The 21,920-nt window shown below is 60.6% G+C and carries 21 protein-coding genes; 16 read left to right on the top strand and 5 right to left on the bottom strand.

All coding sequences use genetic code 11. The features are described from left to right. Nucleotides 1–37: 37 nt before the first annotated feature. Together HF257_RS10950 and HF257_RS10955 are read right to left on the bottom strand one after the other, a co-directional pair. Nucleotides 38–1,495, bottom strand: coding sequence for a gamma-aminobutyraldehyde dehydrogenase (locus HF257_RS10950; protein ID WP_185707484.1), 1,458 nt, complete (start codon nucleotides 1,493–1,495; stop codon nucleotides 38–40). A 132-nt stretch (nucleotides 1,496–1,627) separates the two neighbouring features. After that, nucleotides 1,628–2,539: a LysR family transcriptional regulator gene (locus HF257_RS10955; protein WP_003209548.1), complete on the bottom strand. Its 912-nt coding sequence runs from the start codon at nucleotides 2,537–2,539 to the stop codon at nucleotides 1,628–1,630. A 168-nt stretch (nucleotides 2,540–2,707) separates the two neighbouring features. Here HF257_RS10955 and HF257_RS10960 point away from each other — a divergent pair, with 168 nt between their 5' ends. The 16 genes from HF257_RS10960 (at nucleotide 2,708) to HF257_RS11035 (ending at nucleotide 19,816) form a co-directional block, all read left to right on the top strand. Then, complete coding sequence (locus HF257_RS10960) at nucleotides 2,708–3,418, top strand: tellurite resistance TerB family protein (protein WP_185707482.1); 711 nt, start codon at nucleotides 2,708–2,710, stop codon at nucleotides 3,416–3,418. 335 nt (nucleotides 3,419–3,753) lie between these two features. Next, the gene (locus HF257_RS10965; protein WP_185707480.1) at nucleotides 3,754–5,376 is read left to right on the top strand and encodes a methyl-accepting chemotaxis protein; all 1,623 of its coding nucleotides are present in this window, start codon (nucleotides 3,754–3,756) and stop codon (nucleotides 5,374–5,376) included. After that, nucleotides 5,376–5,888, top strand: a complete 513-nt coding sequence (locus HF257_RS10970) for a chemotaxis protein CheW (protein WP_185707478.1) — start codon at nucleotides 5,376–5,378, stop codon at nucleotides 5,886–5,888. The genes HF257_RS10965 and HF257_RS10970 overlap by 1 nt, the downstream gene beginning before the upstream one ends. Beyond that, a complete protein-coding gene (locus HF257_RS10975; protein WP_185707476.1) occupies nucleotides 5,885–7,144 on the top strand; it encodes a CheR family methyltransferase in 1,260 nt (419 codons plus the stop codon). The genes HF257_RS10970 and HF257_RS10975 overlap by 4 nt, the downstream gene beginning before the upstream one ends. After that, the gene (locus tag HF257_RS10980) at nucleotides 7,141–7,842 is read left to right on the top strand and encodes a chemotaxis protein CheW (RefSeq protein WP_185707474.1); all 702 of its coding nucleotides are present in this window, start codon (nucleotides 7,141–7,143) and stop codon (nucleotides 7,840–7,842) included. Before HF257_RS10975 ends, HF257_RS10980 begins: the two co-directional genes overlap by 4 nt. Continuing rightward, nucleotides 7,839–10,130 (top strand): hybrid sensor histidine kinase/response regulator, encoded by a 2,292-nt coding sequence (locus HF257_RS10985; protein ID WP_185707472.1) that lies wholly within the window; start codon nucleotides 7,839–7,841, stop codon nucleotides 10,128–10,130. The genes HF257_RS10980 and HF257_RS10985 overlap by 4 nt, the downstream gene beginning before the upstream one ends. Further along, complete coding sequence (gene cheB / locus HF257_RS10990; protein WP_185707470.1) at nucleotides 10,127–11,137, top strand: chemotaxis response regulator protein-glutamate methylesterase; 1,011 nt, start codon at nucleotides 10,127–10,129, stop codon at nucleotides 11,135–11,137. The genes HF257_RS10985 and cheB overlap by 4 nt, the downstream gene beginning before the upstream one ends. A gap of 51 nt (nucleotides 11,138–11,188) precedes the next feature. Further along, a complete protein-coding gene (locus HF257_RS10995) occupies nucleotides 11,189–12,190 on the top strand; it encodes a response regulator (RefSeq protein WP_185707468.1) in 1,002 nt (333 codons plus the stop codon). A gap of 235 nt (nucleotides 12,191–12,425) precedes the next feature. Then, a protein-coding gene (gene prfB / locus HF257_RS11000) for a peptide chain release factor 2 (protein ID WP_095943132.1) occupies nucleotides 12,426–13,521 on the top strand; the annotation gives its coding sequence in 2 pieces (ribosomal slippage) (nucleotides 12,426–12,497 and nucleotides 12,499–13,521; 1,095 coding nt in all). A gap of 70 nt (nucleotides 13,522–13,591) precedes the next feature. Next, the gene (gene lysS, locus HF257_RS11005; RefSeq protein ID WP_124526062.1) at nucleotides 13,592–15,094 is read left to right on the top strand and encodes a lysine--tRNA ligase; all 1,503 of its coding nucleotides are present in this window, start codon (nucleotides 13,592–13,594) and stop codon (nucleotides 15,092–15,094) included. 106 nt (nucleotides 15,095–15,200) lie between these two features. Beyond that, complete coding sequence (locus tag HF257_RS11010; RefSeq protein ID WP_185707466.1) at nucleotides 15,201–15,917, top strand: TetR/AcrR family transcriptional regulator; 717 nt, start codon at nucleotides 15,201–15,203, stop codon at nucleotides 15,915–15,917. Nucleotides 15,918–16,064: 147 nt separating this feature from the next. Next, a complete protein-coding gene (locus HF257_RS11015) occupies nucleotides 16,065–16,613 on the top strand; it encodes a hypothetical protein (protein WP_185707464.1) in 549 nt (182 codons plus the stop codon). A gap of 21 nt (nucleotides 16,614–16,634) precedes the next feature. Continuing rightward, the gene (locus HF257_RS11020) at nucleotides 16,635–17,912 is read left to right on the top strand and encodes a flavohemoglobin expression-modulating QEGLA motif protein (RefSeq protein WP_185707462.1); all 1,278 of its coding nucleotides are present in this window, start codon (nucleotides 16,635–16,637) and stop codon (nucleotides 17,910–17,912) included. A gap of 156 nt (nucleotides 17,913–18,068) precedes the next feature. Continuing rightward, nucleotides 18,069–18,974 (top strand): alpha/beta hydrolase, encoded by a 906-nt coding sequence (locus HF257_RS11025; RefSeq protein ID WP_185707459.1) that lies wholly within the window; start codon nucleotides 18,069–18,071, stop codon nucleotides 18,972–18,974. Further along, nucleotides 18,971–19,297 carry a hypothetical protein gene (locus HF257_RS11030; protein ID WP_048720026.1) on the top strand — a complete coding sequence of 109 codons (327 nt, stop codon included), beginning with the start codon at nucleotides 18,971–18,973 and terminating at the stop codon, nucleotides 19,295–19,297. Before HF257_RS11025 ends, HF257_RS11030 begins: the two co-directional genes overlap by 4 nt. A gap of 183 nt (nucleotides 19,298–19,480) precedes the next feature. Further along, nucleotides 19,481–19,816 (top strand): FlxA-like family protein, encoded by a 336-nt coding sequence (locus tag HF257_RS11035; RefSeq protein ID WP_185707457.1) that lies wholly within the window; start codon nucleotides 19,481–19,483, stop codon nucleotides 19,814–19,816. 58 nt (nucleotides 19,817–19,874) lie between these two features. On the opposite strand, the gene HF257_RS11040 is transcribed toward HF257_RS11035, so the two are convergent. The 3 genes from HF257_RS11040 to HF257_RS11050 form a co-directional block, all read right to left on the bottom strand. Beyond that, nucleotides 19,875–20,660, bottom strand: coding sequence for an OmpA family protein (locus HF257_RS11040; protein WP_185707455.1), 786 nt, complete (start codon nucleotides 20,658–20,660; stop codon nucleotides 19,875–19,877). A 55-nt stretch (nucleotides 20,661–20,715) separates the two neighbouring features. Continuing rightward, nucleotides 20,716–21,126, bottom strand: coding sequence for a DUF4398 domain-containing protein (locus tag HF257_RS11045; RefSeq protein WP_185707453.1), 411 nt, complete (start codon nucleotides 21,124–21,126; stop codon nucleotides 20,716–20,718). Between the two features lie 289 nt (nucleotides 21,127–21,415). Continuing rightward, nucleotides 21,416–21,760: a pilin assembly protein gene (locus HF257_RS11050; RefSeq protein WP_185707451.1), complete on the bottom strand. Its 345-nt coding sequence runs from the start codon at nucleotides 21,758–21,760 to the stop codon at nucleotides 21,416–21,418. Between the last annotated feature and the right edge of the window lie 160 nt (nucleotides 21,761–21,920).

The following is a 21,920-nucleotide window of genomic DNA, read 5'->3' on the forward strand; positions in this document are numbered from 1 at the left end:
TGTGTGAAGCCGGTACCGCAAGAGCTTAGTTGTTGTTTTAGAGATGCTGGCCGTGGCGCGCCATGATGTGTCTCACCACGCTGTAGTCCTGTAGCGAATCGCTGGACAGATCTTTCCCGTACCCCGAGCGCTTCAAGCCGCCGTGGGGCATTTCACTCACGAGCATGAAATGGCTGTTGATCCAGGTGCAGCCGTATTGCAGGCGCGCGGCCACTTGCATGGCCTTGTCCAGGTTCTGGGTCCAGACCGATGAGGCCAGGCCATATTCCGAGTCGTTGGCCCAGTCCACCGCCTGCTCCAGTTCGTCGAAGCGGGTCACGGTGACCACCGGGCCGAACACTTCGCGCTGCACGATTTCATCGCTTTGCTTGCAGCCGGCGAGCAGCGTGGGTTGGTAATAGAAGCCTGCACCGGAATGCACGGCGGCGCCGGTGATGCGTTCGATATGCGGCTGGCCGAGGGCGCGTTCGACGAAACTGGCAACACGGTCGCGCTGGCGCGTACTGATCAGCGGGCCGAGTTCGTTGTCGGCATCGCGTTTTCCGGCAAAGCGCAAGCTGCTGACCGCCGCGCCCAACTCGGCGACCAATTTGTCGTGAATCCCTGCCTGGGCGTAGATACGGCACGCGGCGGTACAGTCTTGGCCGGCATTGTAGTAACCATAGGCACGCACGCCTTCGACCACGGCTTGCAGGTCGGCGTCGTTGCACACGATCACCGGGGCTTTGCCGCCCAGCTCCAGGTGCGTGCGTTTAAGTGTTTTGGATGCGGCTTGCAGAATTTTTTGCCCGGTGACGATATCGCCGGTCAGCGAAACCATGCGCACTTTTGCGTGGCTGACCAAATGGCTGCCGACGCCTTCGCCGCCGCCACACAGAATGTTGATCACTCCACGCGGCAGCAATTGGCTGAGGGCAGGAGCGAGGGCCAGGATCGACAGGGGCGTATGTTCCGAGGGTTTGAACACCAGGGTATTGCCGGCGGCGAGGGCCGGGGCGATTTTCCACGCGGCCATCATCAGAGGGTAGTTCCATGGCGCAATCGACGCCACGACACCGATAGGGTCACGGCGCACCATGCTGGTGTAGCCCGGCAGGTACTCACCGCTCAGTTGCCCGGTCTGGCAACGCACAGCACCGGCGAAGAATCGGAACACATCCACCGTGGCGCTCAAATCGTCCTGGCGCGCCAAGTGCAATGGCTTGCCGCAGTTCAGCGATTCCAGGCGAGCGAGGTAGTCGGCTTGTGTTTCGATGGCATCGGCGATGCCCAGCAGGATGTTCGAGCGTTGTTGCGGCGTGGTGCGCGACCACGTGGCAAAGGCACGATGGGCGGCGAGGATCGCGGTTTCGACCTGCTCGGTACTGGCCTCGGCGATTTGAGTCAGCACTTCACCCGTGGCAGGGTTGAGGATCGGCTCGACAAAACCCTGGCCCTGGACCAGTTCGCCGTCGATCAGCAACGCGGTGAGCAGCGGGGTGGGTGCGCCGGACATTTTTCGCGATCTCTTTTGTTGTATGGCCATGGGCGTTCTCTTACAGGGCGCCTGACCTTCTCTTATGGATGAAGTGAGAGTAGAGGTCGGGCGCGAGGTCAACAAATACTAAATACTGAATGCAGCATTCGATTAAATAGATGGCTTGCGCGGGTGGGGCTGTTCGCGAGCGACCGTCAGGAACGGGTCCACCAACGCCGGCCGCGCCGTGCCACGACGCCAGGCCAGGCCCACGTCGAGGGTTTGGCTGAGGTCGGCGATAGGGCGTGCCTCGATAATGTCGCCCTCAAGCGACCAGGGGCGGTAGGTCATGTCGGGCTGGATCGACACGCCAAGGCCCGCCGCCACCAGGCTTCGCACCGCCTCGGTGGAGGCAGTGCGCAAGGTCACCCGTGGTTGCAGGCCCGCGCCGGTCCACATGCGCTGGGCGTTGTGGCCCATTTCATCGACGTTCAGCTGGATCAGCGGCTCACGCGCCACGTCGGCAAGGTTGATGCTGTCGTGCTCCAGCAGCGGGTGTTGTGCCGGCAGCCACAGGCGGTGAGGGGAGTGGGTGAGCACTTCGGTCTGCAGGGCGTGCCGGTCTTCAAGGTTAGAGAGGATCAGCACGCCTACATCGATTTCACCGCTGACAAGCAAATGCTCGATGTATGGGCGCTCATCCTCCATCACGCGGATTTCCACGTTGGGGTAGGCGCGCTGGAAACGGGTGAGCAGGTCGGCGAGGTAGTAGCCGGCCACCAGGCTGGTCACGCCGATGATCAACTGTCCGGCCACTTGGTCGGTGCTCTGTTGCAGGCTTCGCTTGGCGTTATCGACGGTGGCGAGGATCAAGTGCGCCTGGCGCAGGAACTGGTGGCCCTGGTGAGTCAGGGTCATGCCCTTGGCGTGGCGATTGAACAGGTTTACGCCGATTTCCTGTTCCAGTTGCTGGATCGCCAGGGTCAGGGTGGACTGGGAAATAAACGCAGTCTGTGCGGCGGCGGAGATCGAGCCGGTCTCGGCCACGGCGATGAAATGCCGGATTTGACGCAGGGTCATCATGCTGGAATTACCAGTGGGGTGTTTTTATAGATTTGTTCGAGTGTATATCGGTTTTAACGAAGGGCGGCGGCGTTACATCTGGAAGCACTCTAGATCGGGGCTTTTTGGCACTTAGTTTTACGCTGGGGGCCTATTGGTCCTATGAACCCTAGTGTCTGGAGGCTACGAATGAATACCCGTGGATTGCTCGATCAATTGCTCAAGTCTGGCCAGGACATGCTGCAGAACAAGAGTGGCGGCCAACGTAAACAGGAGGACAAAGGCGCCCTGGGCGGATTGCTCGGCGGTAGCGGACTGGGCAGCCTGCTGGGCGGCGCGGGCGGCGGCGCCTTGGCAGCGGGTGCGATGGGCTTGCTGCTCGGTAACAAGAAAGCCCGAAAATTCGGCGGCAAGGCCCTGACCTACGGCGGTTTGGCAGCGTTGGGCGTCATTGCCTACAAGGCCTACGGCAATTGGCAGGCACAACAGGCGAATGCGCCAAAAGGTGAGCCGCAAACCATCGACCGTCTGCCGGCGGCACAGGTTGAGCAACACAGCCAAGCCATCCTCAAGGCGCTGGTCGCCGCCGCCAAGGCTGATGGCCACGTAGACGAGCGCGAGCGCACGCTGATCGAAGGCGAATTCACCAAGCTGGACAACGATCGTGAGCTGCAAAGCTGGCTGCACGCGGAACTGAACAAGCCCCTGGACCCGGCCGACGTGGCGCGGGCGGCGAGCACTCCGGAAATGGCGGCCGAAATGTACATCGCCAGTGTGATGCTGGTGGATGAGGAGAACTTCATGGAGAAAGCCTACCTCGACGAACTGGCGCGCCAGCTCAAGCTTGAACCTGGTTTAAAGGTCGAGTTGGAAAAACAGGTGCGCCTGAATACCCACTAAATGCATGCGCAATCTTGTAGTGAGTGGGCTTGCCCGCGCTGGGGGGCAAAGCCGCCCCAAAACCAGGCACCTCGGTTTTCCTGAAACACTGCAGCGTTTCGTCTAGGGCGGCTTCGCCCCCCAGCGCGGGACAAGCCCGCTCACTACAATTGAGCTGTGATCATGTCTCAATCGCGGTGTTTCAGCCCTTTTACAGGTGGCCGAATCACCGCCATCTGCCGCAACCCCCTTCCTACATTTGCATTCTGTGATCCCTACATCAAAACCCATTGATTAATGAGGGCTTCTGCTCAGCTATACTCCCCGGCATTTGATCGGCCCTTCGAGGAATTACTGTGAAGAACTGGACCTTGCGCCAACGGATCTTGGCAAGCTTTGCGGTCATTATCGCCATCATGCTGTTAATGGTTGTGGTCTCCTATTCACGGTTGCTGAAGATCGAAAACAGCGAGGAAGCCGTCCGCGACGATGCCGTGCCAGGTGTTTACCTCAGTTCGATGATCCGCAGCGCGTGGGTCGACAGCTACCTGCAAACCCTCGAAATGCTTGGCCTGCGCGACGACAAGGGCTTGAGCGATACCGACAAGGCCGACTTCAAATCCTATGAAGCGCGGATCCAGACGCAGATGGCCAGCTATCAGAAAACCATCAACGGTCGGGAAGATCAGGCCGAGTTCGATAAATTCGAAACCCTGCACCAGGCCTACAACAAGAGCCTGGCCGTTGTGCTTGATAGCCTGCAGCGCAATGACTTGGACGCCGCCCGCAAAGAGTTCAATACCAACCTGACGCCCGCCTGGACGGCTGGGCGCATGAAGCTCAATGACATCATCACCGAAAACAAGAGCGTTGCCGACCAAGCGACCAATGCCATTGATAACGCGGTGTCTGCCGCGAAAGTCAGCATGTTCGTGTCGTTAGTACTGGCCATTCTGGCCGCCGGCCTGTGCGGTTTGCTGTTGATGCGCGCGATCATGGCGCCGATGCAACGCATCGTCGACATCCTTGAAACCATGCGCGACGGCGACTTGAGCAAGCGCCTGAACCTGGAGCGCAAGGACGAATTCAACGCGGTGGAAACCGGCTTCAACGACATGATGACCGAGCTCACGGCCCTGGTGTCCCAGGCCCAGCGTTCGTCGGTGCAGGTCACCACCTCGGTCACCGAGATCGCCGCCACCTCCAAGCAACAACAGGCCACCGCCACCGAAACGGCGGCGACGACCACCGAAATCGGTGCCACTTCCCGCGAGATCGCCGCCACGTCCAAGGACCTGGTCCGCACCATGACCGAAGTGTCGACTGCTGCCGACCAGGCATCGGTGGCCGCCGGTTCCGGACAGCAAGGCCTGGCGCGCATGGAAGAAACCATGCACTCGGTCATGGGTGCCGCCGACCTGGTGAACGCCAAGCTGGCGATCCTCAATGAGAAAGCCGGCAACATCAACCAGGTGGTGGTGACCATCGTCAAGGTCGCCGACCAGACCAACCTGCTGTCGCTCAACGCGGCCATCGAGGCCGAGAAAGCCGGCGAATACGGGCGCGGTTTTGCTGTGGTCGCCACCGAAGTGCGCCGCTTGGCTGACCAGACTGCCGTGGCCACCTATGACATCGAGCAGATGGTGCGCGAGATTCAGTCGGCGGTGTCCGCTGGCGTGATGGGCATGGACAAGTTCTCCGAGGAAGTGCGCCGGGGCATGTCCGAAGTGCAGCAAGTGGGCGAGCAGCTGTCGCAGATCATCCACCAGGTACAGGCCCTGGCACCGCGCGTGTTGATGGTCAACGAAGGCATGCAGGCCCAGGCCACCGGTGCCGAGCAGATCAACCATGCACTGGTGCAACTGGGCGACGCCAGCAGCCAGACCGTCGAGTCACTGCGCCAGGCCAGCTTTGCCATTGATGAGCTGAGCCAGGTTGCGGTCGGTCTGCGCAGCGGCGTGTCGCGTTTCAAAGTCTGATGAGCGACCTCGCGGCTAAACGCGGCGCCGTCCCGGCAGCGAAAAAGGCGTTGTTCCTGGTGTTTTGCATCGGCAGCGAACGCTATGCCCTCAAGGCCACCGAAGTGGCTGAGGTGCTACCGCGCCTGCCGCTCAAGCCGATCGCCCATGCGCCGTTGTGGGTGGCCGGTATCTTTGCCCATCGCGGGGCGCTGGTGCCGGTCATCGACCTGAGCGCCCTGACCTTCGGTGTGCCGGCCCAGGCCCGTACCAGTACGCGGCTGGTGCTGGTCAATTACCAACCAGAGCCGTGGCACGAAGCACGTTGGCTGGGACTGATCCTTGAACAAGCCACCGATACCCTGCGTTGCGACCCGGCCGAGTTTCAGCCCTACGGCCTGGACAACCGCCAGGCGCCGTACCTGGGGCCGGTGCGTGAGGATGCCCAAGGCCTGATGCAATGGATCGGCGTGAACGACCTGCTGACCGATGACGTGCGTGCCGTGTTGTTTTCAGCCGAGTTGAGCGTATGAGCAACGATCCTCGTTTCTTCGCCTTCTTGAAGGAGCGCATCGGCCTGGACGTGGCCTCGGTGGGCGAGGCGATCATCGAACGCGCGGTGCGCCAACGCACCCAGGCGACGCACGCGCAGACAGCGGGCGAATACTGGCAGCACCTGCAAAGCTCCCAGGATGAGCAGCAAGCGCTGATCGAAGCGGTGATCGTCCCCGAGACCTGGTTTTTTCGATACCCCGAATCCTTTGCAACGCTGGCGCGCCTGGCCAAGGCACGCCTGGCCGAGATCAAGCAGATGCGTGCGCTGCGCATCCTCAGCCTGCCGTGTTCCACCGGCGAAGAACCCTATTCGATAGCGATGGCCTTGCTGGATGCTGGCCTGGCGCCGCATCAATTCAAGGTGTTGGGCCTGGATGTCAGCCCGCTGTCGGTGGAGCGCGCGCGGCGCGGGGTGTACGGCAAGAACTCGTTCCGGGGTGGCGATATCGGCTTTCGGGACCGGCACTTCACCGAATACGGCGACGGTTACCACATCGCTGACCGCGTGCGCGAGCAGGTGCGGCTGCAAGTCGGCAACCTGCTTGATCCGACGCTGCTGGCCAATGAGCCGAGCTACGACTTTGTGTTTTGCCGCAACCTGCTGATCTACTTCGACCAGCCGACCCAGAAGCAAGTGTTCGATGTGCTCAAGGGCCTGACCCACGTCGACGGCGTGCTGTTTATCGGCCCGGCCGAAGGCAGCCTGTTGGGGCGTCATGGCATGCGCTCGATTGGCGTACCGCAGTCCTTTGCGTTCAGCCGGCATGCCGAGCCGGTCAAGCCCGAGCCGGTGTTCGCGCCGATTCCCGCGCCCCCGCCACCTCGCACTGCGGCGACGCTGCCCGTGCGGCCGCGACCGTTCAGTACGGCTAACACTCAGGTGGTACCGATCAAGACGCCGCCATCCGATGCGAATACCTTGCTCAGCCGCATCGCCACACTCGCCAATGAGGGCAAAAGCGCTGAAGCGCGTGCTGCCTGTGAACAATATTTGAATAACCACCCGCCAGCCGCGCAGGTCTTCTACTGGCTGGGGCTGCTCAGCGATGTGTCCGGCAGCGCCCTGGAGGCCCAGGGTTTCTACCGCAAAGCCCTGTATCTGGAACCGCAGCACCCGCAGGCCTTGATGCACCTGGCCGCGTTGCTCGAATCCCAAGGTGACACGGCGGGGGCGCGCCGTTTGCAGGCCCGTGCCGCACGTAGCGAGCGAGCTGACAGTGAGTCCAAACGATGAGTAGCCCACACGTGCTCGACACCGCAGGCCTGGACCTGACCCTGGCCGACACCCAAGCCATCGACGACTGCTGGAACCGGATCGGTATCCACGGCGACAAATCCTGCCCGCTGTTGGCAGACCATATCCACTGCCGCAACTGCTCGGTGTATTCCGCCGCCGCCACGCGCCTGCTGGACCGCTATGCCTTGCAGCAGGACGACCACCGTCCGCAGGCCACCGTTGAAGTCGGTGAAGACGTGGTCACCCGTTCGTTGCTGATGTTCCGCCTCGGCGAAGAATGGCTGGGCATTGCCACCCGTTGCCTGGTGGAAGTGGCGCCGCTGCAACCGATCCACTCCCTGCCGCACCAACGTTCTCGCGCCTTGCTTGGCGTGGCCAATGTGCGCGGCGCGCTGGTGGCGTGCCTGTCGCTGGTGGAGCTGCTGGGCCTGGACGCTACCAACAATGGCGCCACGGGCGGGCGCATCATGCCGCGCATGCTGATCATTGCCGCCCAGGATGGCCCGGTGGTGGTGCCGGTGGATGAAGTCGACGGGATCCACGCCATCGATGAGCGTACCTTGAAGGCCGCATCGGCCTCCGGCACCCAGGCCAGCGCGCGCTACACCCAGGGTGTATTGCAGTGGAAAGGCCGCAGCCTGCGTTGGTTGGACGAGGCGCAATTGTTGTCCGCCGTGACCCGGAGCCTCACATGACCCCCGACCAGATGCGCGATGCCTCGCTGCTGGAACTGTTCAGCCTGGAAGCCGATGCGCAAACCCAGGTACTGAGCGCAGGCTTGCTGGCGCTGGAGCGCAACCCGACCCAAGCCGATCAGCTTGAAGCCTGCATGCGCGCCGCGCATTCCTTGAAGGGCGCGGCACGTATCGTAGGGGTGGACGCTGGGGTCAGCGTGTCCCATGTGATGGAAGATTGCCTGGTCAGCGCCCAGGAAAGCCGGCTGTACCTGCAACCTGAACATATTGATGCACTGCTGCAAGGCACCGACCTGCTGATGCGCATTGCCACCCCCGGCAATGACGTGGGGCCGGCAGATATCGAAGCCTATGTGGCGTTGATGGAACGCTTGCTCGATCCGTCTCAGGCACCGGTCGTTAACATGACACCGCCGCCTCCAGTGCCTGAGCCGGCACCTGCACCTGCACTCATCGTTGAAGAACTGCCGCCTGAGCCCGAGCCCGCGCCGCCCGTTGCCGCCGAGCCAGTGCGCCAAAACAAGCGCATGACCGAAGGTGGTGAGCGCGTGCTGCGGGTTACCGCCGAGCGCTTGAACAGCCTGTTGGACCTGTCCAGTAAATCCCTGGTGGAAACCCAGCGGCTCAAGCCCTACCTGGCCAGCCTGCAGCGCTTGAAACGCATGCAAAGCCAGAGCGTGCGTGCCCTGGACGCCCTGGACGGTCAGCTCAAGACCCTGGACTTGAACCTCGAAGCCCAGGAAGCCCTGGCCGATACCCGTCGCCTGCTCAGTGAAGCACAGGCTCTGTTGGCGGAAAAAACCGCCGAGCTGGACGAATTCGGCTGGCAAGCCGGGCAGCGCGCCCAAGTGCTCTACGACACGGCGCTAGCCTGCCGCATGCGCCCGTTTGCCGATGTGTTGGCCGGGCAGGTGCGCATGGTGCGTGACTTGGGTCGTAGCCTGGGTAAACAAGTGCGCCTGGAGATCGAGGGCGAAAAGACCCAGGTTGACCGCGACGTGCTGGAGAAGCTCGAAGCGCCGCTCACCCACTTACTGCGCAACGCCGTCGACCACGGCATTGAAATGCCCGAGCAACGCGTATTGGCGGGCAAGCCTGCCGAGGGCTTGATCCGCCTGCGCGCCTCCCATCAAGCCGGTTTGCTGGTGCTGGAGCTGAGTGACGATGGTAACGGCGTCGACCTCGAGCGCCTGCGCGGCACCATTGTCGATCGACACCTGTCGCCGCTGGAAACCGCGCTGCGGTTGAGTGAAGAAGAACTGCTGACGTTCTTGTTTTTGCCGGGTTTCAGCCTGCGGGACAAGGTCACCGAAGTGTCCGGGCGCGGCGTCGGCCTGGATGCAGTGCAACATATGGTGCGCCAACTGCGCGGTGCGGTGGTGCTGGAGCAAACGGCGGGGCAGGGCAGTCGCTTCCACTTGGAAGTGCCATTGACCCTGTCGGTAGTACGCAGCCTGGTGGTGGAGGTCGGCGAAGAGGCCTATGCGTTCCCACTGGCCCACATCGAACGCATGTGCGATTTGGCGCCGGACGATATCGTGCAACTGGAAGGCCGTCAGCATTTCTGGCACGAGGGCCGGCATGTCGGCCTGGTCGCCGCCAGCCAATTGTTGCAGCGCCCGCCGGGGCAGAGTAATGAAGAGACCTTGAAGGTCGTGGTGATCCGCGAGCGCGATGCGGTGTATGGGATTGCCGTGGAGCGCTTTATCGGCGAACGCACCCTGGTCGTCTTGCCGCTGGATGATCGGCTGGGCAAGGTCCAGGACATATCCGCCGGTGCCTTGCTCGATGATGGCTCGGTAGTATTGATCGTTGATGTGGAAGACATGCTGCGTTCGGTGGACAAGCTGCTCAACACCGGCCGCCTGGAACGCATCGCCCGGCGTAGCCAGCAGGCCACCGAAGCACCGCGTAAACGGGTGCTGGTGGTGGATGACTCGCTCACCGTGCGTGAGCTGCAACGCAAATTGTTACTTAATCGTGGTTATGAAGTGGCGGTCGCGGTCGATGGCATGGACGGCTGGAACGCATTGCGTTCCGAGGACTTCGACCTGTTGATCACAGACATTGATATGCCCCGCATGGACGGTATTGAATTGGTCACACTTTTGCGTCGAGACAGTCGCCTGCAATCGCTGCCGGTGATGGTGGTGTCCTACAAGGATCGTGAAGAGGACCGACGCCGTGGACTGGACGCCGGCGCCGACTATTATTTAGCCAAAGCCAGTTTCCACGACGATGCCCTGCTGGACGCCGTGGTGGAGCTGATTGGAGGCGCGCGGGCATGAGGATTGCGATCGTCAATGATATGCCTTTGGCGGTAGAGGCCTTGCGCCGCGCCTTGAGTTTCGAGCCTGCGCATCAAGTGGTCTGGGTGGCCAGCAATGGTCTGGAAGCGGTGCAGCGGTGTGCTGAACTGACCCCGGACCTGATCCTGATGGACTTGATCATGCCGGTGATGGATGGGGTGGAGGCCACTCGCCAGATCATGGCCGAGACGCCGTGTGCCATCGTCATTGTGACCGTCGATCGCCAGGCCAACGTCAGCCGTGTGTTCGAAGCCATGGGCCATGGTGCCCTGGATGTGGTCGACACCCCGCCCCTGGGCGTGGGCAACCCCAAGGACGCGGCGGCGCCGTTGTTGCGCAAGATCCTCAATATTGGCTGGCTGATCGGCCAGCGTGGCAGCCGCGTACGCGCCGAAACCGCGCTTCCGCGCATCACCGGCAAGCGCGAGAGCCTGGTGGCCATTGGCTCTTCGGCGGGTGGTCCGGCCGCGCTGGAAATCCTGCTCAAGGGCTTGCCCCGAGACTTTCCCGCCGCCATTGTGCTGGTGCAGCATGTGGACCAGGTGTTCGCCGCTGGCATGGCCGAGTGGCTGAGCAGCGCCTCGGGCCTGCCGGTGCGCCTGGCCCGCGAAGGCGAACCGCCGCGAAGTGGCGTGGTGCTATTGGCCGGCACCAATCACCACATTCGGTTATTGAAAAATGGCACGCTCGCCTATACCGCAGAGCCAGTGAACGAGATTTACCGGCCCTCGATCGATGTGTTTTTTGAAAGCGTGGCCAGCCACTGGAATGGCGACGCCGTTGGCGTACTGCTGACCGGCATGGGCCGCGACGGGGCCCAGGGCCTTAAATTGCTACGTGAACAAGGTTATTTGACCATCGCCCAGGATCAGCAGAGCTCGGCGGTATATGGCATGCCCAAAGCGGCGGCGGCGATTGACGCTGCTGTTGAAATTCGCCCACTGGATAGAATTGCGCCCCGATTGCTGGAGGTCTTTGCAAAATGATGTTTACCCTCCGCGGTGCTGGCTTGCAGGTAGTAATTCAGGTGACTGCACATGAATGATTTACAGATCGACGACATCAAGACCGACGAAAACGCCGCCATGGTGTTGCTGGTCGACGACCAGGCCATGATTGGCGAAGCCGTGCGACGCGGCCTGGCCCATGAAGAAAATATCGACTTCCATTTTTGCGCCGACCCGCACCAGGCGATCGCCCAGGCCATCCGCATCAAGCCCACGGTGATCCTGCAGGACTTGGTAATGCCCGGCCTTGACGGCCTGACCCTGGTGCGCGAATACCGCAACCACCCGGCCACGCAGAACATCCCGATCATCGTGCTTTCCACCAAGGAAGACCCGCTGATCAAGAGCGCGGCGTTCTCGGCCGGGGCCAACGACTACCTGGTCAAGTTGCCGGACAACATCGAGTTGGTGGCGCGTATCCGCTACCACTCGCGCTCCTACATGACCCTGTTGCAGCGCGATGCCGCCTACCGTGCGCTGCGTGTGAGCCAGCAACAGCTGCTGGACACCAACCTGGTGCTGCAACGGCTGATGAACTCCGATGGCCTTACTGGGCTGTCCAATCGCCGCCACTTCGACGAATACCTGGAACTGGAATGGCGCCGCGCCATGCGTGACCAAACCCAGCTGTCGTTGCTGATGATCGACGTGGACTTCTTCAAGACCTACAACGACAGCTTCGGCCACGTCGAGGGCGACGAAGCCCTGCGCAAAGTCGCCGCCAGCATTCGCGAAGCCAGCAGCCGCCCTTCGGACCTGCCGGCGCGCTACGGCGGTGAAGAGTTTGCGTTGGTGCTGCCCAATACGTCGCCAGGGGGGGCACGCCTGGTGGCCGAGAAGCTGCGCATGGCCGTCGCGGGCCTTAAAATCCCGCACATCGCCCCGGCCGAAGGCGCCAGCCTGACCATCAGCATCGGGTTGTCGACCATGACGCCGCAGCAGGGTACGGATTGTCGGCAACTGATATTGGCGGCGGATAAGGGGTTGTATACGGCCAAGCATAATGGGCGCAATCAGGTGGGTATCGAGTAACCACACGTTAACGCAGAGCAAAATGTGGGAGCGGGCTTGCTCGCGAAGGCGATGTGTCAGATACATATGAATTGACTGACTCACCGCTTTCGCGAGCAAGCCCGCTCCCACATTGTTCTTTACTGATCATTCGATAGTGTACAAACCCGCCTTTTCGCCAAGCGGGCTGCCGTTCCCCCCCGTTTGCCGTTATACTCGCCGGCTTTCAAAAGTTCGCCAACGAGTGCTGCCCGCCATGGAAATCAACCCGATCCTTAACACCATCAAGGACCTGTCCGAGCGCTCCGAAACTATTCGGGGGTATCTTTGACTACGATCAAAAGCATGAGCGTCTGACCGAAGTCAATCGCGAGCTTGAAGATCCTGCGGTCTGGAACAAACCTGAATACGCCCAGGAACTGGGCCGCGAGCGCGCTGCGCTGGCGCAGATCGTCGATACCCTCGACGAACTGAACACCGGTCTGGCCGATTGCCGCGACCTGCTGGACATGGCCGTCGAAGAGAACGACGAAGGCGCAGTGGGCGATGTCGTCGCCGAGCTGGCCCGTCTCGAGGAAAACCTCGCCAAACTCGAATTCCGTCGCATGTTCAGCCACGAGATGGACCCGAACAACGCCTACCTGGACATCCAGGCTGGTTCCGGCGGCACCGAAGCCCAGGACTGGGCCAACATTCTGCTGCGCATGTACCTGCGCTGGGCGGATAAACGCGGTTTCGACGCGACCATCATGGAGCTGTCGGCCGGTGAAGTCGCTGGTATCAAGGGTGCAACCGTGCACATCAAGGGTGAATACGCGTTTGGTTGGCTGCGTACCGAGATCGGTGTGCACCGTCTGGTGCGTAAAAGCCCGTTCGACTCCGGCAACCGTCGCCACACCTCGTTTTCTGCTGTGTTCGTCTCGCCCGAGATCGACGACAAGGTGGAAATCGAGATCAACCCGGCCGACCTGCGTATCGACACCTACCGCTCCTCCGGTGCCGGTGGTCAGCACGTAAACACCACCGACTCGGCCGTACGTATCACCCACGTACCAACCAACACCGTGGTCAGCTGCCAGAACGAACGTTCCCAGCACGCCAACAAAGACACCGCCATGAAAATGCTGCGGGCCAAGTTGTACGAGCAGGAAATGCAGAAGCGCAACGCCGCTTCCCAGGCGCTGGAAGACACCAAGTCGGATATCGGCTGGGGTCACCAGATCCGTTCTTATGTGCTGGATGCGTCGCGGATCAAGGATCTGCGCACTAACATCGAACGCAGCGACTGCGACAAGGTGCTCGACGGCGATATCGACGAATACCTGGAAGCCAGCCTGAAATCGGGCCTGTAAACCGCCTGCCCGACCCCAAGTCCCCCGCCAATGGCGGGGGCAACAGACCTGTGATGGAAGATTTAAAGACATGAGCGACCAACAACTCGACCCGCAAGCCCTGCAACAGGAAGAAAACTCCCTGATCGCCCTGCGCAAGGAAAAGCTTGCTGCCGAGCGCGCCAAGGGCAATGCCTTCCCCAACGACTTCCGTCGCGAAAACTACTGCGATGCCTTGCAGAAGCAATACGCGGACAAGACCAAGGAAGAACTGGCAGAGGCTGCGATCCCGGTCAAGGTGGCAGGTCGCATCATGCTCAACCGTGGCTCGTTCATGGTGATCCAGGACATGACTGGTCGCATCCAGGTCTACGTCAACCGCAAGACCTTGTCGGAAGAAACCCTGGCCGCGGTAAAAACCTGGGACATGGGCGACATCATTGCCGCCGAAGGTACGCTGGCCCGTTCCGGCAAGGGCGACCTGTACGTTGAAATGACCAACGTACGCCTGCTGACCAAATCCCTGCGCCCGCTGCCGGATAAGCACCACGGCCTGACCGACACCGAGCAGCGCTACCGCCAGCGCTACGTTGACCTGATCGTCAACGAAGACGTGCGCCACACCTTCCGTGTGCGCTCGCAAGTCATCGCCCACATCCGTAGCTTCCTGATGCAGCGTGACTTCCTCGAAGTCGAAACCCCAATGTTGCAGACCATCCCGGGTGGTGCTGCAGCCAAGCCGTTCGAAACCCACCACAACGCGCTGGACATGGAAATGTTCCTGCGTATCGCGCCGGAGTTGTACCTCAAGCGCCTGGTAGTGGGTGGTTTCGAAAAAGTGTTCGAGATCAACCGCAACTTCCGTAACGAAGGCGTTTCGACGCGTCACAACCCAGAATTCACCATGTTGGAGTTCTACCAGGCCTACGCCGACTATGAAGACAACATGGACCTGACCGAAGAACTGTTCCGCGAGCTGGCGCAGCTGGTCCTGGGCAGCACTGACGTGCCGTACGGCGACAAAGTGTTCCACTTCGGCGAGCCGTTCGTGCGTCTGTCGGTGTTCGATTCGATCCTCAAGTACAACCCTGAGTTGACTGCGGACGACCTGACCGACATCGACAAGGCCCGCGCCATCGCCAAGAAAGCCGGCGCCAAGGTGCTGGGCTTCGAAGGCCTGGGCAAATTGCAGGTGATGATTTTCGAAGAGCTGGTGGAGCACAAGCTGGAACAGCCGCACTTCATTACCCAGTACCCGTTCGAAGTGTCTCCGCTGGCCCGTCGCAACGATGACAACCCGAACGTCACCGACCGTTTCGAGCTGTTCATCGGCGGCCGCGAAATCGCCAACGCCTACTCCGAGTTGAACGATGCGGAAGACCAGGCCGAGCGCTTCATGGCCCAGGTGGCCGACAAGGATGCGGGCGACGACGAAGCCATGCACTACGACGCCGACTTCGTCCGTGCCCTGGAATACGGCATGCCGCCAACCGCCGGTGAAGGTATTGGTATCGACCGTCTGGTGATGCTGCTGACCAACTCACCGTCGATTCGCGACGTGATCTTGTTCCCGCACATGCGGCCACAAGCGTAAATCCAGCGAAATCCGAAGCCGCCTTTTATAAGGCGGCTTTTTTATGCGGCGTCTTTAAGCGTCAAGCAAACAGCGCCAGGTTTTGATCTATTCAAGGATGTATGTCGTGAACCGCGTAATCGCTCAGGAAGGCGCCGCCGGCATTGCCGCTGCCGTGGCTGAAAGCGTCCAGTACCAGGGCCGTAAGGCCAGTCGTCGGGGCAGCGAGCAGCGCAGGCAAGACATTCTCGATGCGGCCATGCGCATCGTGGTACGCGAAGGGGTTCGCGCCGTGCGCCACCGGGCGGTGGCCGCCGAAGCCGGGGTGCCGTTGTCGGCCACCACCTACTACTTCAAGGACATCGATGACCTGCTGACCGATACCTTCGCCCAGTACGTCGAACGCAGCGCTGCGTTCATGGGCAAGTTGTGGGTGCGCAACGAAGGCCTGCTGCGCGAGATGGTTGCCTATGGGGATGGCAGCCCGCAGTCACGTTCCCAACTGGCCGATGACATTGCCCGGCTGACCGCCGATTACGTCTTGCGCCAACTGACCAACCGCCGCGAACACCTGATGGCTGAACAGGCCTTCCGCCAGGAAGCCCTGTTGAACCCGCGCCTGGCAGCGCTGGTGCGCTCGCACCAACAGATCCTGTTGCAGGGCACCGGGCAGTTTTTCCAGGTATTGGGCTCTCGCGAGCCGCAACAGGATGCCAAAGTGTTGACGGCGATAATCGGTCGGATGGAATATCAGGGCCTGCTGGGCGGCGCAGAGCCTCTGACCGGTGAAGAGATGCTTGAGATTCTCAAGCGTTACATGCATTTGGTGTTGGCCTCGGTGTAGACGAAGACGGGATTTGCTTTGTGTGGGAGCGGGCTTGCTCGCGAATGTGCAGTGTCAGTCGACACATGTTTGGCTGAACCGCCGCTTTCGCGAGCAAGCCCGCTCCCACATAAAGCGGCTCACCCTATACCATTTGTGGAGTACTTGATGAAAACCTGGCGTGTTCTGGCAATCGTCTTGTCGTTCCTGCTACTGAGCGGTTGCCTGGTAACCTTCAAGGACCCGCTGCCCGCTCATGACGCCGCGCCGCAGGCTTTGCTGGGCCAGTGGTCGAGTAAAAACGCTTGGGGCGAGCCGCTCAACCTGCACATCAGCGCCGCGGGTAATCACCGCTACAAAGCCGTGAGCTACCCTACAGCCAAGCCCGGTCAGCGTGATGAGTACCTGTTTAGCGTGTCGCGCCATGGCAGTCGTTGGTACCTGTCGGCGCCACTGCCGGCCAAACTGGGCGGGCATTACATCCTGGCGGGCTTCGAATTCGACGAAAAACATGAATTGGTGGTCTACACCCTGGACCTGGATCAGATTCACCAGGCCATCGGCCAAAAGGTGTTGAGCGGCAGCAACGTGGAGACCGTCGAAGGCGCGGGTGTGGTGGTCGACAGCCCCATGGACCAGGTATTGGCCTACCTGGATGACCCGGCCAATGCCGATGTGTTCGTTGAAGCCGTGCGCTACCAGCGCACGGGCAAATAACGTTTAAAGAGGAAGCTCCAGGTGGACGATTACCAGCAGACGATACGCACCTTGTCTGATCGCATTGTGCTGGCGCAAACACCGATTCGCGTCCTCGACGCCGTGAAGTGGGATGAGAACATTCGCCAGGGATTCCTCAAGGCCAAGGGCAAGGCAATGCCCGCCGTGAGCCGCGACTATTACCTCAGCCGGCCACTGTCGTTCGACTCCAGCGCAGTGAAGCTGGAGTTCCAGAACATTGAGCGCGACATCACCCGTCGTCTTGGCCAGTTCAGCCCGGTGGGGCAGATCATGCGCCGCATGTGCCGGGAATACCGCATGGTGGTGCGCATGCTCGAAGCACGCGGCACCGAGGACTTCGGCCTGATTTCCCAAGAGCTGTACGGCGCCGCCTCGGACGCGTTCCACGCGGGCGACCCGACCCTGGCTGACCTGGGCCTGATGCTTTCCGACTACCTGAATAACATCGACGGCCGTGGCGACTTGAAAGACGAGGCCAAGACCCTCACTGCCAAGGACGCCGTCGCCCTGCTGCAAACCCGCTTGAACAAGGTGTTTGGCGAAGCCGAAGAAACCATCCGCGTGTTCGAGTCCGACGGTATCGTCGCCGACGCGGCGGCGGGGGCCGACTACATCAAGATCCGCGCCGACGCGATGTTCAACGACCGCGATGTACGTGCCCTGGAAGTGCATGAAGGCCTGGTGCACGTCGGCACCACGCTCAACGGCCAGAACCAGCCGATCTGCACCTTCCTCTCCAAGGGCCCGCCGTCGTCCACCGTGACCCAGGAAGGTTTGGCGATCCTGATGGAGATCATCACGTTCGCCTCCTACCCGAGTCGCCTGCGTAAATTGACCAACCGCACCCGCGCCATCCACATGGTGGAAGAGGGCGCGGACTTCCTGCAGGTGTTCGAGTTCTTCCGCGAGCAAGGTTTTGAAATGGCCGAAAGCTACGGCAACGCCAGCCGCGTATTCCGTGGCTCGGTGCCGACTGGCCTGCCGTTTACCAAGGACCTGTCCTACCTCAAGGGCTTTATCATGGTCTACAACTACATCCAGCTGGCCGTGCGCAAAGGCAAGCTGGAACAAGTGCCGCTGCTGTTCTGCGGCAAGACCACCCTGGAGGACATGCGCACCCTGCGCCAACTGGTGGACGAGGGCCTGGTGGTGCCGCCCAAGTACCTGCCGGAGCAGTTTCGCGACATGAACGCGCTGGCGGCGTGGATGTGTTTCTCCAACTTCCTCAACCACTTGAGCCTGGATCGGATCGAGGCGGATTACTCGAATATCCTCTGACGAAACCGGATCAAAATGTGGGAGCGGGCTTGCTCGCGAATGGTGCCTTTCAGTTAATGCATCAGGTGAATGACACCACGCATTCGCGAGCAAGCCCGCTCCCACATTTGAATCTCTGTGAGTCTAAAAACTCGAACAATAGCGAGGCTTCAACGGATGAGAATCCTCGGCATTCTGTGCCTGCTACTCACTTTGAACGGTTGCAGCTCCCTGCTGTTTTACCCAGAACCTGGCCTGCCGTTCACGCCGCAAAAGGCCCACCTGGCCTACCGTGACGTCACCCTCACTACCGCCGATGGCGTGAAGCTTCACGCCTGGTGGCTGCCGGCCAAGCCCGGCGTGCCGCTCAAAGGCACCGTGCTGCACCTGCATGGCAATGGCGGCAACCTGGCCTGGCACTTGGGCGGCAGTTGGTGGTTGCCGGAGCAAGGCTATCAAGTGCTGCTGCTGGACTATCGCGGTTATGGCCTGTCCGAAGGCAAGCCGTCTTTGCCGGCGGTGTATCAGGATATCGATGCGGCGTTCAACTGGATCGACAAGGCCCCCGAAACCCAGCACCAACCCTTGATCGTCCTTGGCCAAAGCCTCGGCGGCGCACTGGCAGTGCATTACCTGGCGGCGCACCCGGAGCGCCAAGCCCAGCTCAAGGCCTTGGTGCTGGACGGCGTGCCCGCCAGTTATCGTGACGTAGGACAATTCGCCCTGAGCACCTCTTGGTTAACATGGCCGCTCCAGGTGCCCCTGTCGTGGCTGGTGCCGGACGCCGACAGTGCGATCCACGCCATGCCTCAATTAACTGGCGTACCGAAACTGCTGTTCCACAGCCTGGATGACCCGATTGTGCCTGTGGCCAACGCCATCCGCCTGTACCAGGCCGCACCGCCGCCGCGCGTTTTGCAGTTGACCCGTGGTGGGCATGTACAGACGTTTGCCGATAAAACCTGGCAAACCGTGATGCTGCGCTACCTGGACGACCCGCAGCACTTCAATGGCCTGCGCCGCCTGGGCGAAATTCCGAACTACCCCCTTCCTAAAGTTGATTCATCAGAGAGCCCGCAATGAGCGAAGAACGCAACATGATCCCGCTGATCCTCACCGGCATCGGCACCATCATCGGCACCGTCGGCTGCCTGTGGTTCTACGGCTACCTTCACTTTGCCAAGCCTGAAGATGCGTTGCTGCTCAGTGACTTCACCATGCTCAAGACGGTGCCAGGGGAGGATTACAAGATCTCCCTGACCCCGGCCGCGCAAGTGGCGCAGTGTGTCGACGGTGTGTTGGTCATGTTCGATACCGAGCAGAAAGGCCTCAGTGGTGTATTGGTCAACAACAAGAAACAGGCAGTGCGGTGCATGGGGCAGGAAACACCGCAGCTTGAGCAGTAGCGATTTGGCGTACGAAAACATGCTTTGTCCTTGCCGTAATGCGCTGATCCTTTGTCGAATTCTGGTTCAAGTCATGTCAGGGGAGCGTCGCACCGGAACCATCTCGGGTTGAACGCCACAGATTTTGGACTGATCAGCAGCGCTGATCGGACCACGGTGTTTTCCAATTTGGAGTCAACAAGCATGAATATGAGCATTAACCCCCAATTTTCCCAGGGAAGTATCGGCGGCGCCGGTGAGTCTGGTGGCAACCAGAAAGAGATTGAGGCCCTTAAGAAGCAGATCAAAGGCCTGGAAGACCAGATCGCCGCCAAAGGGCAACAAGCTTCGGGCGGCGCTCAAGGTGGCGGTGGCGAAGAAGATCCATTGCAACAACTGCTGAAGATGCTGCAAGAGCAATTGCAGAAGTTAATGGGTGGCCAGGGGGCCGGCGGTGGAGGTGACTCCGCCGGTGGGCAGGGCGGTGGCGGCCAGGTCCAGGCGATCGTGGAGCAATCCAAGATGTCTGTCGGTTTCTGATAAGCGCCGCATAAAAAACCCCGCCATATGGCGGGGTTTCTTTTAGAACAACAGTTGATCAGTTAGCCACGGAAGAGCGTGGTTTGACCGGCTGATTATCGTTGGAAATGGTCACTTCAACACGACGGTTCATGGCACGGCCCGATACGCTGCCATTGTCCGCAACCGGGTATTCCTTGCCGTAACCCTGGGTCACGATGCGCGAAATATCCACACCCTGTTGAGCCAACGCGCGCTGCACGGATGCCGCACGGCGCTCGGACAGGCTCTGGTTGTACGCGTCGGAACCGGTGCTGTCGGTGTAGCCTTCGACGATCACTTTACGATCTGGGTTGTCGCGCAGGAACTGCGCCAGCTTGGTGATGTTCACCAGGCCGCTGGATTTCAGGTCGGACTTGTTGGTGGCAAACAGCACGTCACCAAAGGTCACCAGCGTACCGCGATCAGTCTGCTTGGCATTCAGGCTGTCTTGCAGTTGTTTGATTTGCGCATCGCGTGCTTCGAGCAGAGCGCGGGCGCGTTCGTCACCAGCGTTTTTCAGCTTGGCTTCGGATTCGCGCAGCACGATGGTGTCTTTGGCCACTTCAACGCGCTGGTTGGTCAGGTAGGCCAGTTGGTCGACCTTCTTCTGGTCTTCACGGTCACGGTAGGCCTTGTCTGCCTTGTCCAGCCACTCGCTGGCGTCTTTGGTTTCCAGGGCTGCAACCTTGGTGGCTTGCGGGTTGGCTTGCAGGGCCGAGTAGTTGGTCCGTGCGTTTTCCAGGTTCGCGTTTGGCGGGGTGGAGCAGGCCGCCAGGGCAACGCTCATCGCCAGCAGGGCAGGGATCATCAATTGTTTACGCATAGTCGTGTCGTCCTTTCAATTCGATATCGGGTGCAATGCAATCAGTGGCGGCGGTTTACGGCTGTTTGATAACAGCGGGGCGCATGCCTTCCTGACGCAGCTCCTGAACAGCTTTCTGGGAGTCCTTCACAGCCTGTTCAGCCTTGGCTGCCTGGGATTTGCGCTCTGCAACGCGAGCGTCCCATTCAGCTTGTTCGGCCAGGCGACGGGCCTCGTCGTAGTTCTTGTCGTGCATGGCGATTTCGGCTTGTTTGAGCTTGTCCTGGGCCGACTTCATTTCCACGGCTGCGTACTCGGTACCGCCGGCGCTGACAGCGCTGTTCACCGCAGATTGGGTGACCGCGTACTGCTCGGTCGGAGGGTTGCCGGCGCAACCGGCCAGAACGAAGCTGGTACCGATTGCCAGCGCGGCCAATTTGAGCCCGCGCAGGTGGTTAAACGAGGATTTGGCAGTGCTGGTCTTCATCGTCTTCAACTCCATTGGATAACTCCTGAAATACTTCAAAATCCACCTCAGGATGGCAGCGGCGGCGGGCCTGGCGTTTAAGCGCATGGCACCTATTCAAACGGCTGTTCCACGTGATGGCTTACTCGGTGTGACCGGAGGCTTTTTTGAATAGTTCAGAGAAGATGGCGATTTGCCTAAAAAAATATCTGACTGATTGGTCAGCGTAAAAAAGTTGGAACTTCTGCGTTGCACAGAGGTACGCCGGGCCTTTGGAAGGCCCGGAATACAAGGGGGTAACGGGGAGGTGTCAGTGTTTTTGATCGTCGGCACTCGCCGACAAATCATGCAGATAACGACGCGACAAGGTCAGGAAACGAGGGGTGGGGCCGACGTCTTCATACAGCGGGTCACCTTCCTCATCGGTGGCAACGACGTGCTGGCCCCTGATATAGGGGAAGCTGGTTTCCAGCTCTTCCAAGGCGGCGCCGATCAGTTCGCCGAGCAGCTCTTCGGTGTTGCGTTTGGGGTACATCTCGGCGATGGCGGCCAGCCTTGCGGCGGACTCGACGTCCAGATGGATGGCGTACTCGGTCTTGGTCAAGCGACCCTTGGCGTTCTCTTCCCAATGCTGGGCCAATTCTCGAATTTTCATGGCAACCTCAATAAAGCCCGCGATAGCAGGCGGTGATGAGTGACCCGCCGTCCGCGTGGATAAACGCGGCGACTTACCTTTGAGACTAGCTGCAAGCCACAAGGTTTAAAGTCTTGTCAGAAACGAGCACTGGCGGCACTCTGGAACACCTGCGCGTCCC

The sequence above is a fragment of the Pseudomonas cremoris genome, assembly GCF_014230465.1.

Coding starts and splice junctions, on each gene's coding strand:
- HF257_RS11040 (WP_185707455.1), bottom strand. CDS start 20,660: ATGCGTAAACAATTGATGATCCCTGCCCTGCTGGCGATGAGCGTTGCC.
- HF257_RS10955 (WP_003209548.1), bottom strand. CDS start 2,539: ATGATGACCCTGCGTCAAATCCGGCATTTCATCGCCGTGGCCGAGACC.
- HF257_RS11015 (WP_185707464.1), top strand. CDS start 16,065: ATGAAAACCTGGCGTGTTCTGGCAATCGTCTTGTCGTTCCTGCTACTG.
- HF257_RS11045 (WP_185707453.1), bottom strand. CDS start 21,126: ATGAAGACCAGCACTGCCAAATCCTCGTTTAACCACCTGCGCGGGCTC.
- HF257_RS10960 (WP_185707482.1), top strand. CDS start 2,708: ATGAATACCCGTGGATTGCTCGATCAATTGCTCAAGTCTGGCCAGGAC.
- cheB (WP_185707470.1), top strand. CDS start 10,127: ATGAGGATTGCGATCGTCAATGATATGCCTTTGGCGGTAGAGGCCTTG.
- HF257_RS11025 (WP_185707459.1), top strand. CDS start 18,069: ATGAGAATCCTCGGCATTCTGTGCCTGCTACTCACTTTGAACGGTTGC.
- HF257_RS11035 (WP_185707457.1), top strand. CDS start 19,481: ATGAATATGAGCATTAACCCCCAATTTTCCCAGGGAAGTATCGGCGGC.
- HF257_RS10995 (WP_185707468.1), top strand. CDS start 11,189: ATGAATGATTTACAGATCGACGACATCAAGACCGACGAAAACGCCGCC.
- HF257_RS11050 (WP_185707451.1), bottom strand. CDS start 21,760: ATGAAAATTCGAGAATTGGCCCAGCATTGGGAAGAGAACGCCAAGGGT.
- lysS (WP_124526062.1), top strand. CDS start 13,592: ATGAGCGACCAACAACTCGACCCGCAAGCCCTGCAACAGGAAGAAAAC.
- HF257_RS10985 (WP_185707472.1), top strand. CDS start 7,839: ATGACCCCCGACCAGATGCGCGATGCCTCGCTGCTGGAACTGTTCAGC.
- HF257_RS10980 (WP_185707474.1), top strand. CDS start 7,141: ATGAGTAGCCCACACGTGCTCGACACCGCAGGCCTGGACCTGACCCTG.
- HF257_RS10970 (WP_185707478.1), top strand. CDS start 5,376: ATGAGCGACCTCGCGGCTAAACGCGGCGCCGTCCCGGCAGCGAAAAAG.
- HF257_RS11030 (WP_048720026.1), top strand. CDS start 18,971: ATGAGCGAAGAACGCAACATGATCCCGCTGATCCTCACCGGCATCGGC.
- HF257_RS10950 (WP_185707484.1), bottom strand. CDS start 1,495: ATGTCCGGCGCACCCACCCCGCTGCTCACCGCGTTGCTGATCGACGGC.
- HF257_RS10975 (WP_185707476.1), top strand. CDS start 5,885: ATGAGCAACGATCCTCGTTTCTTCGCCTTCTTGAAGGAGCGCATCGGC.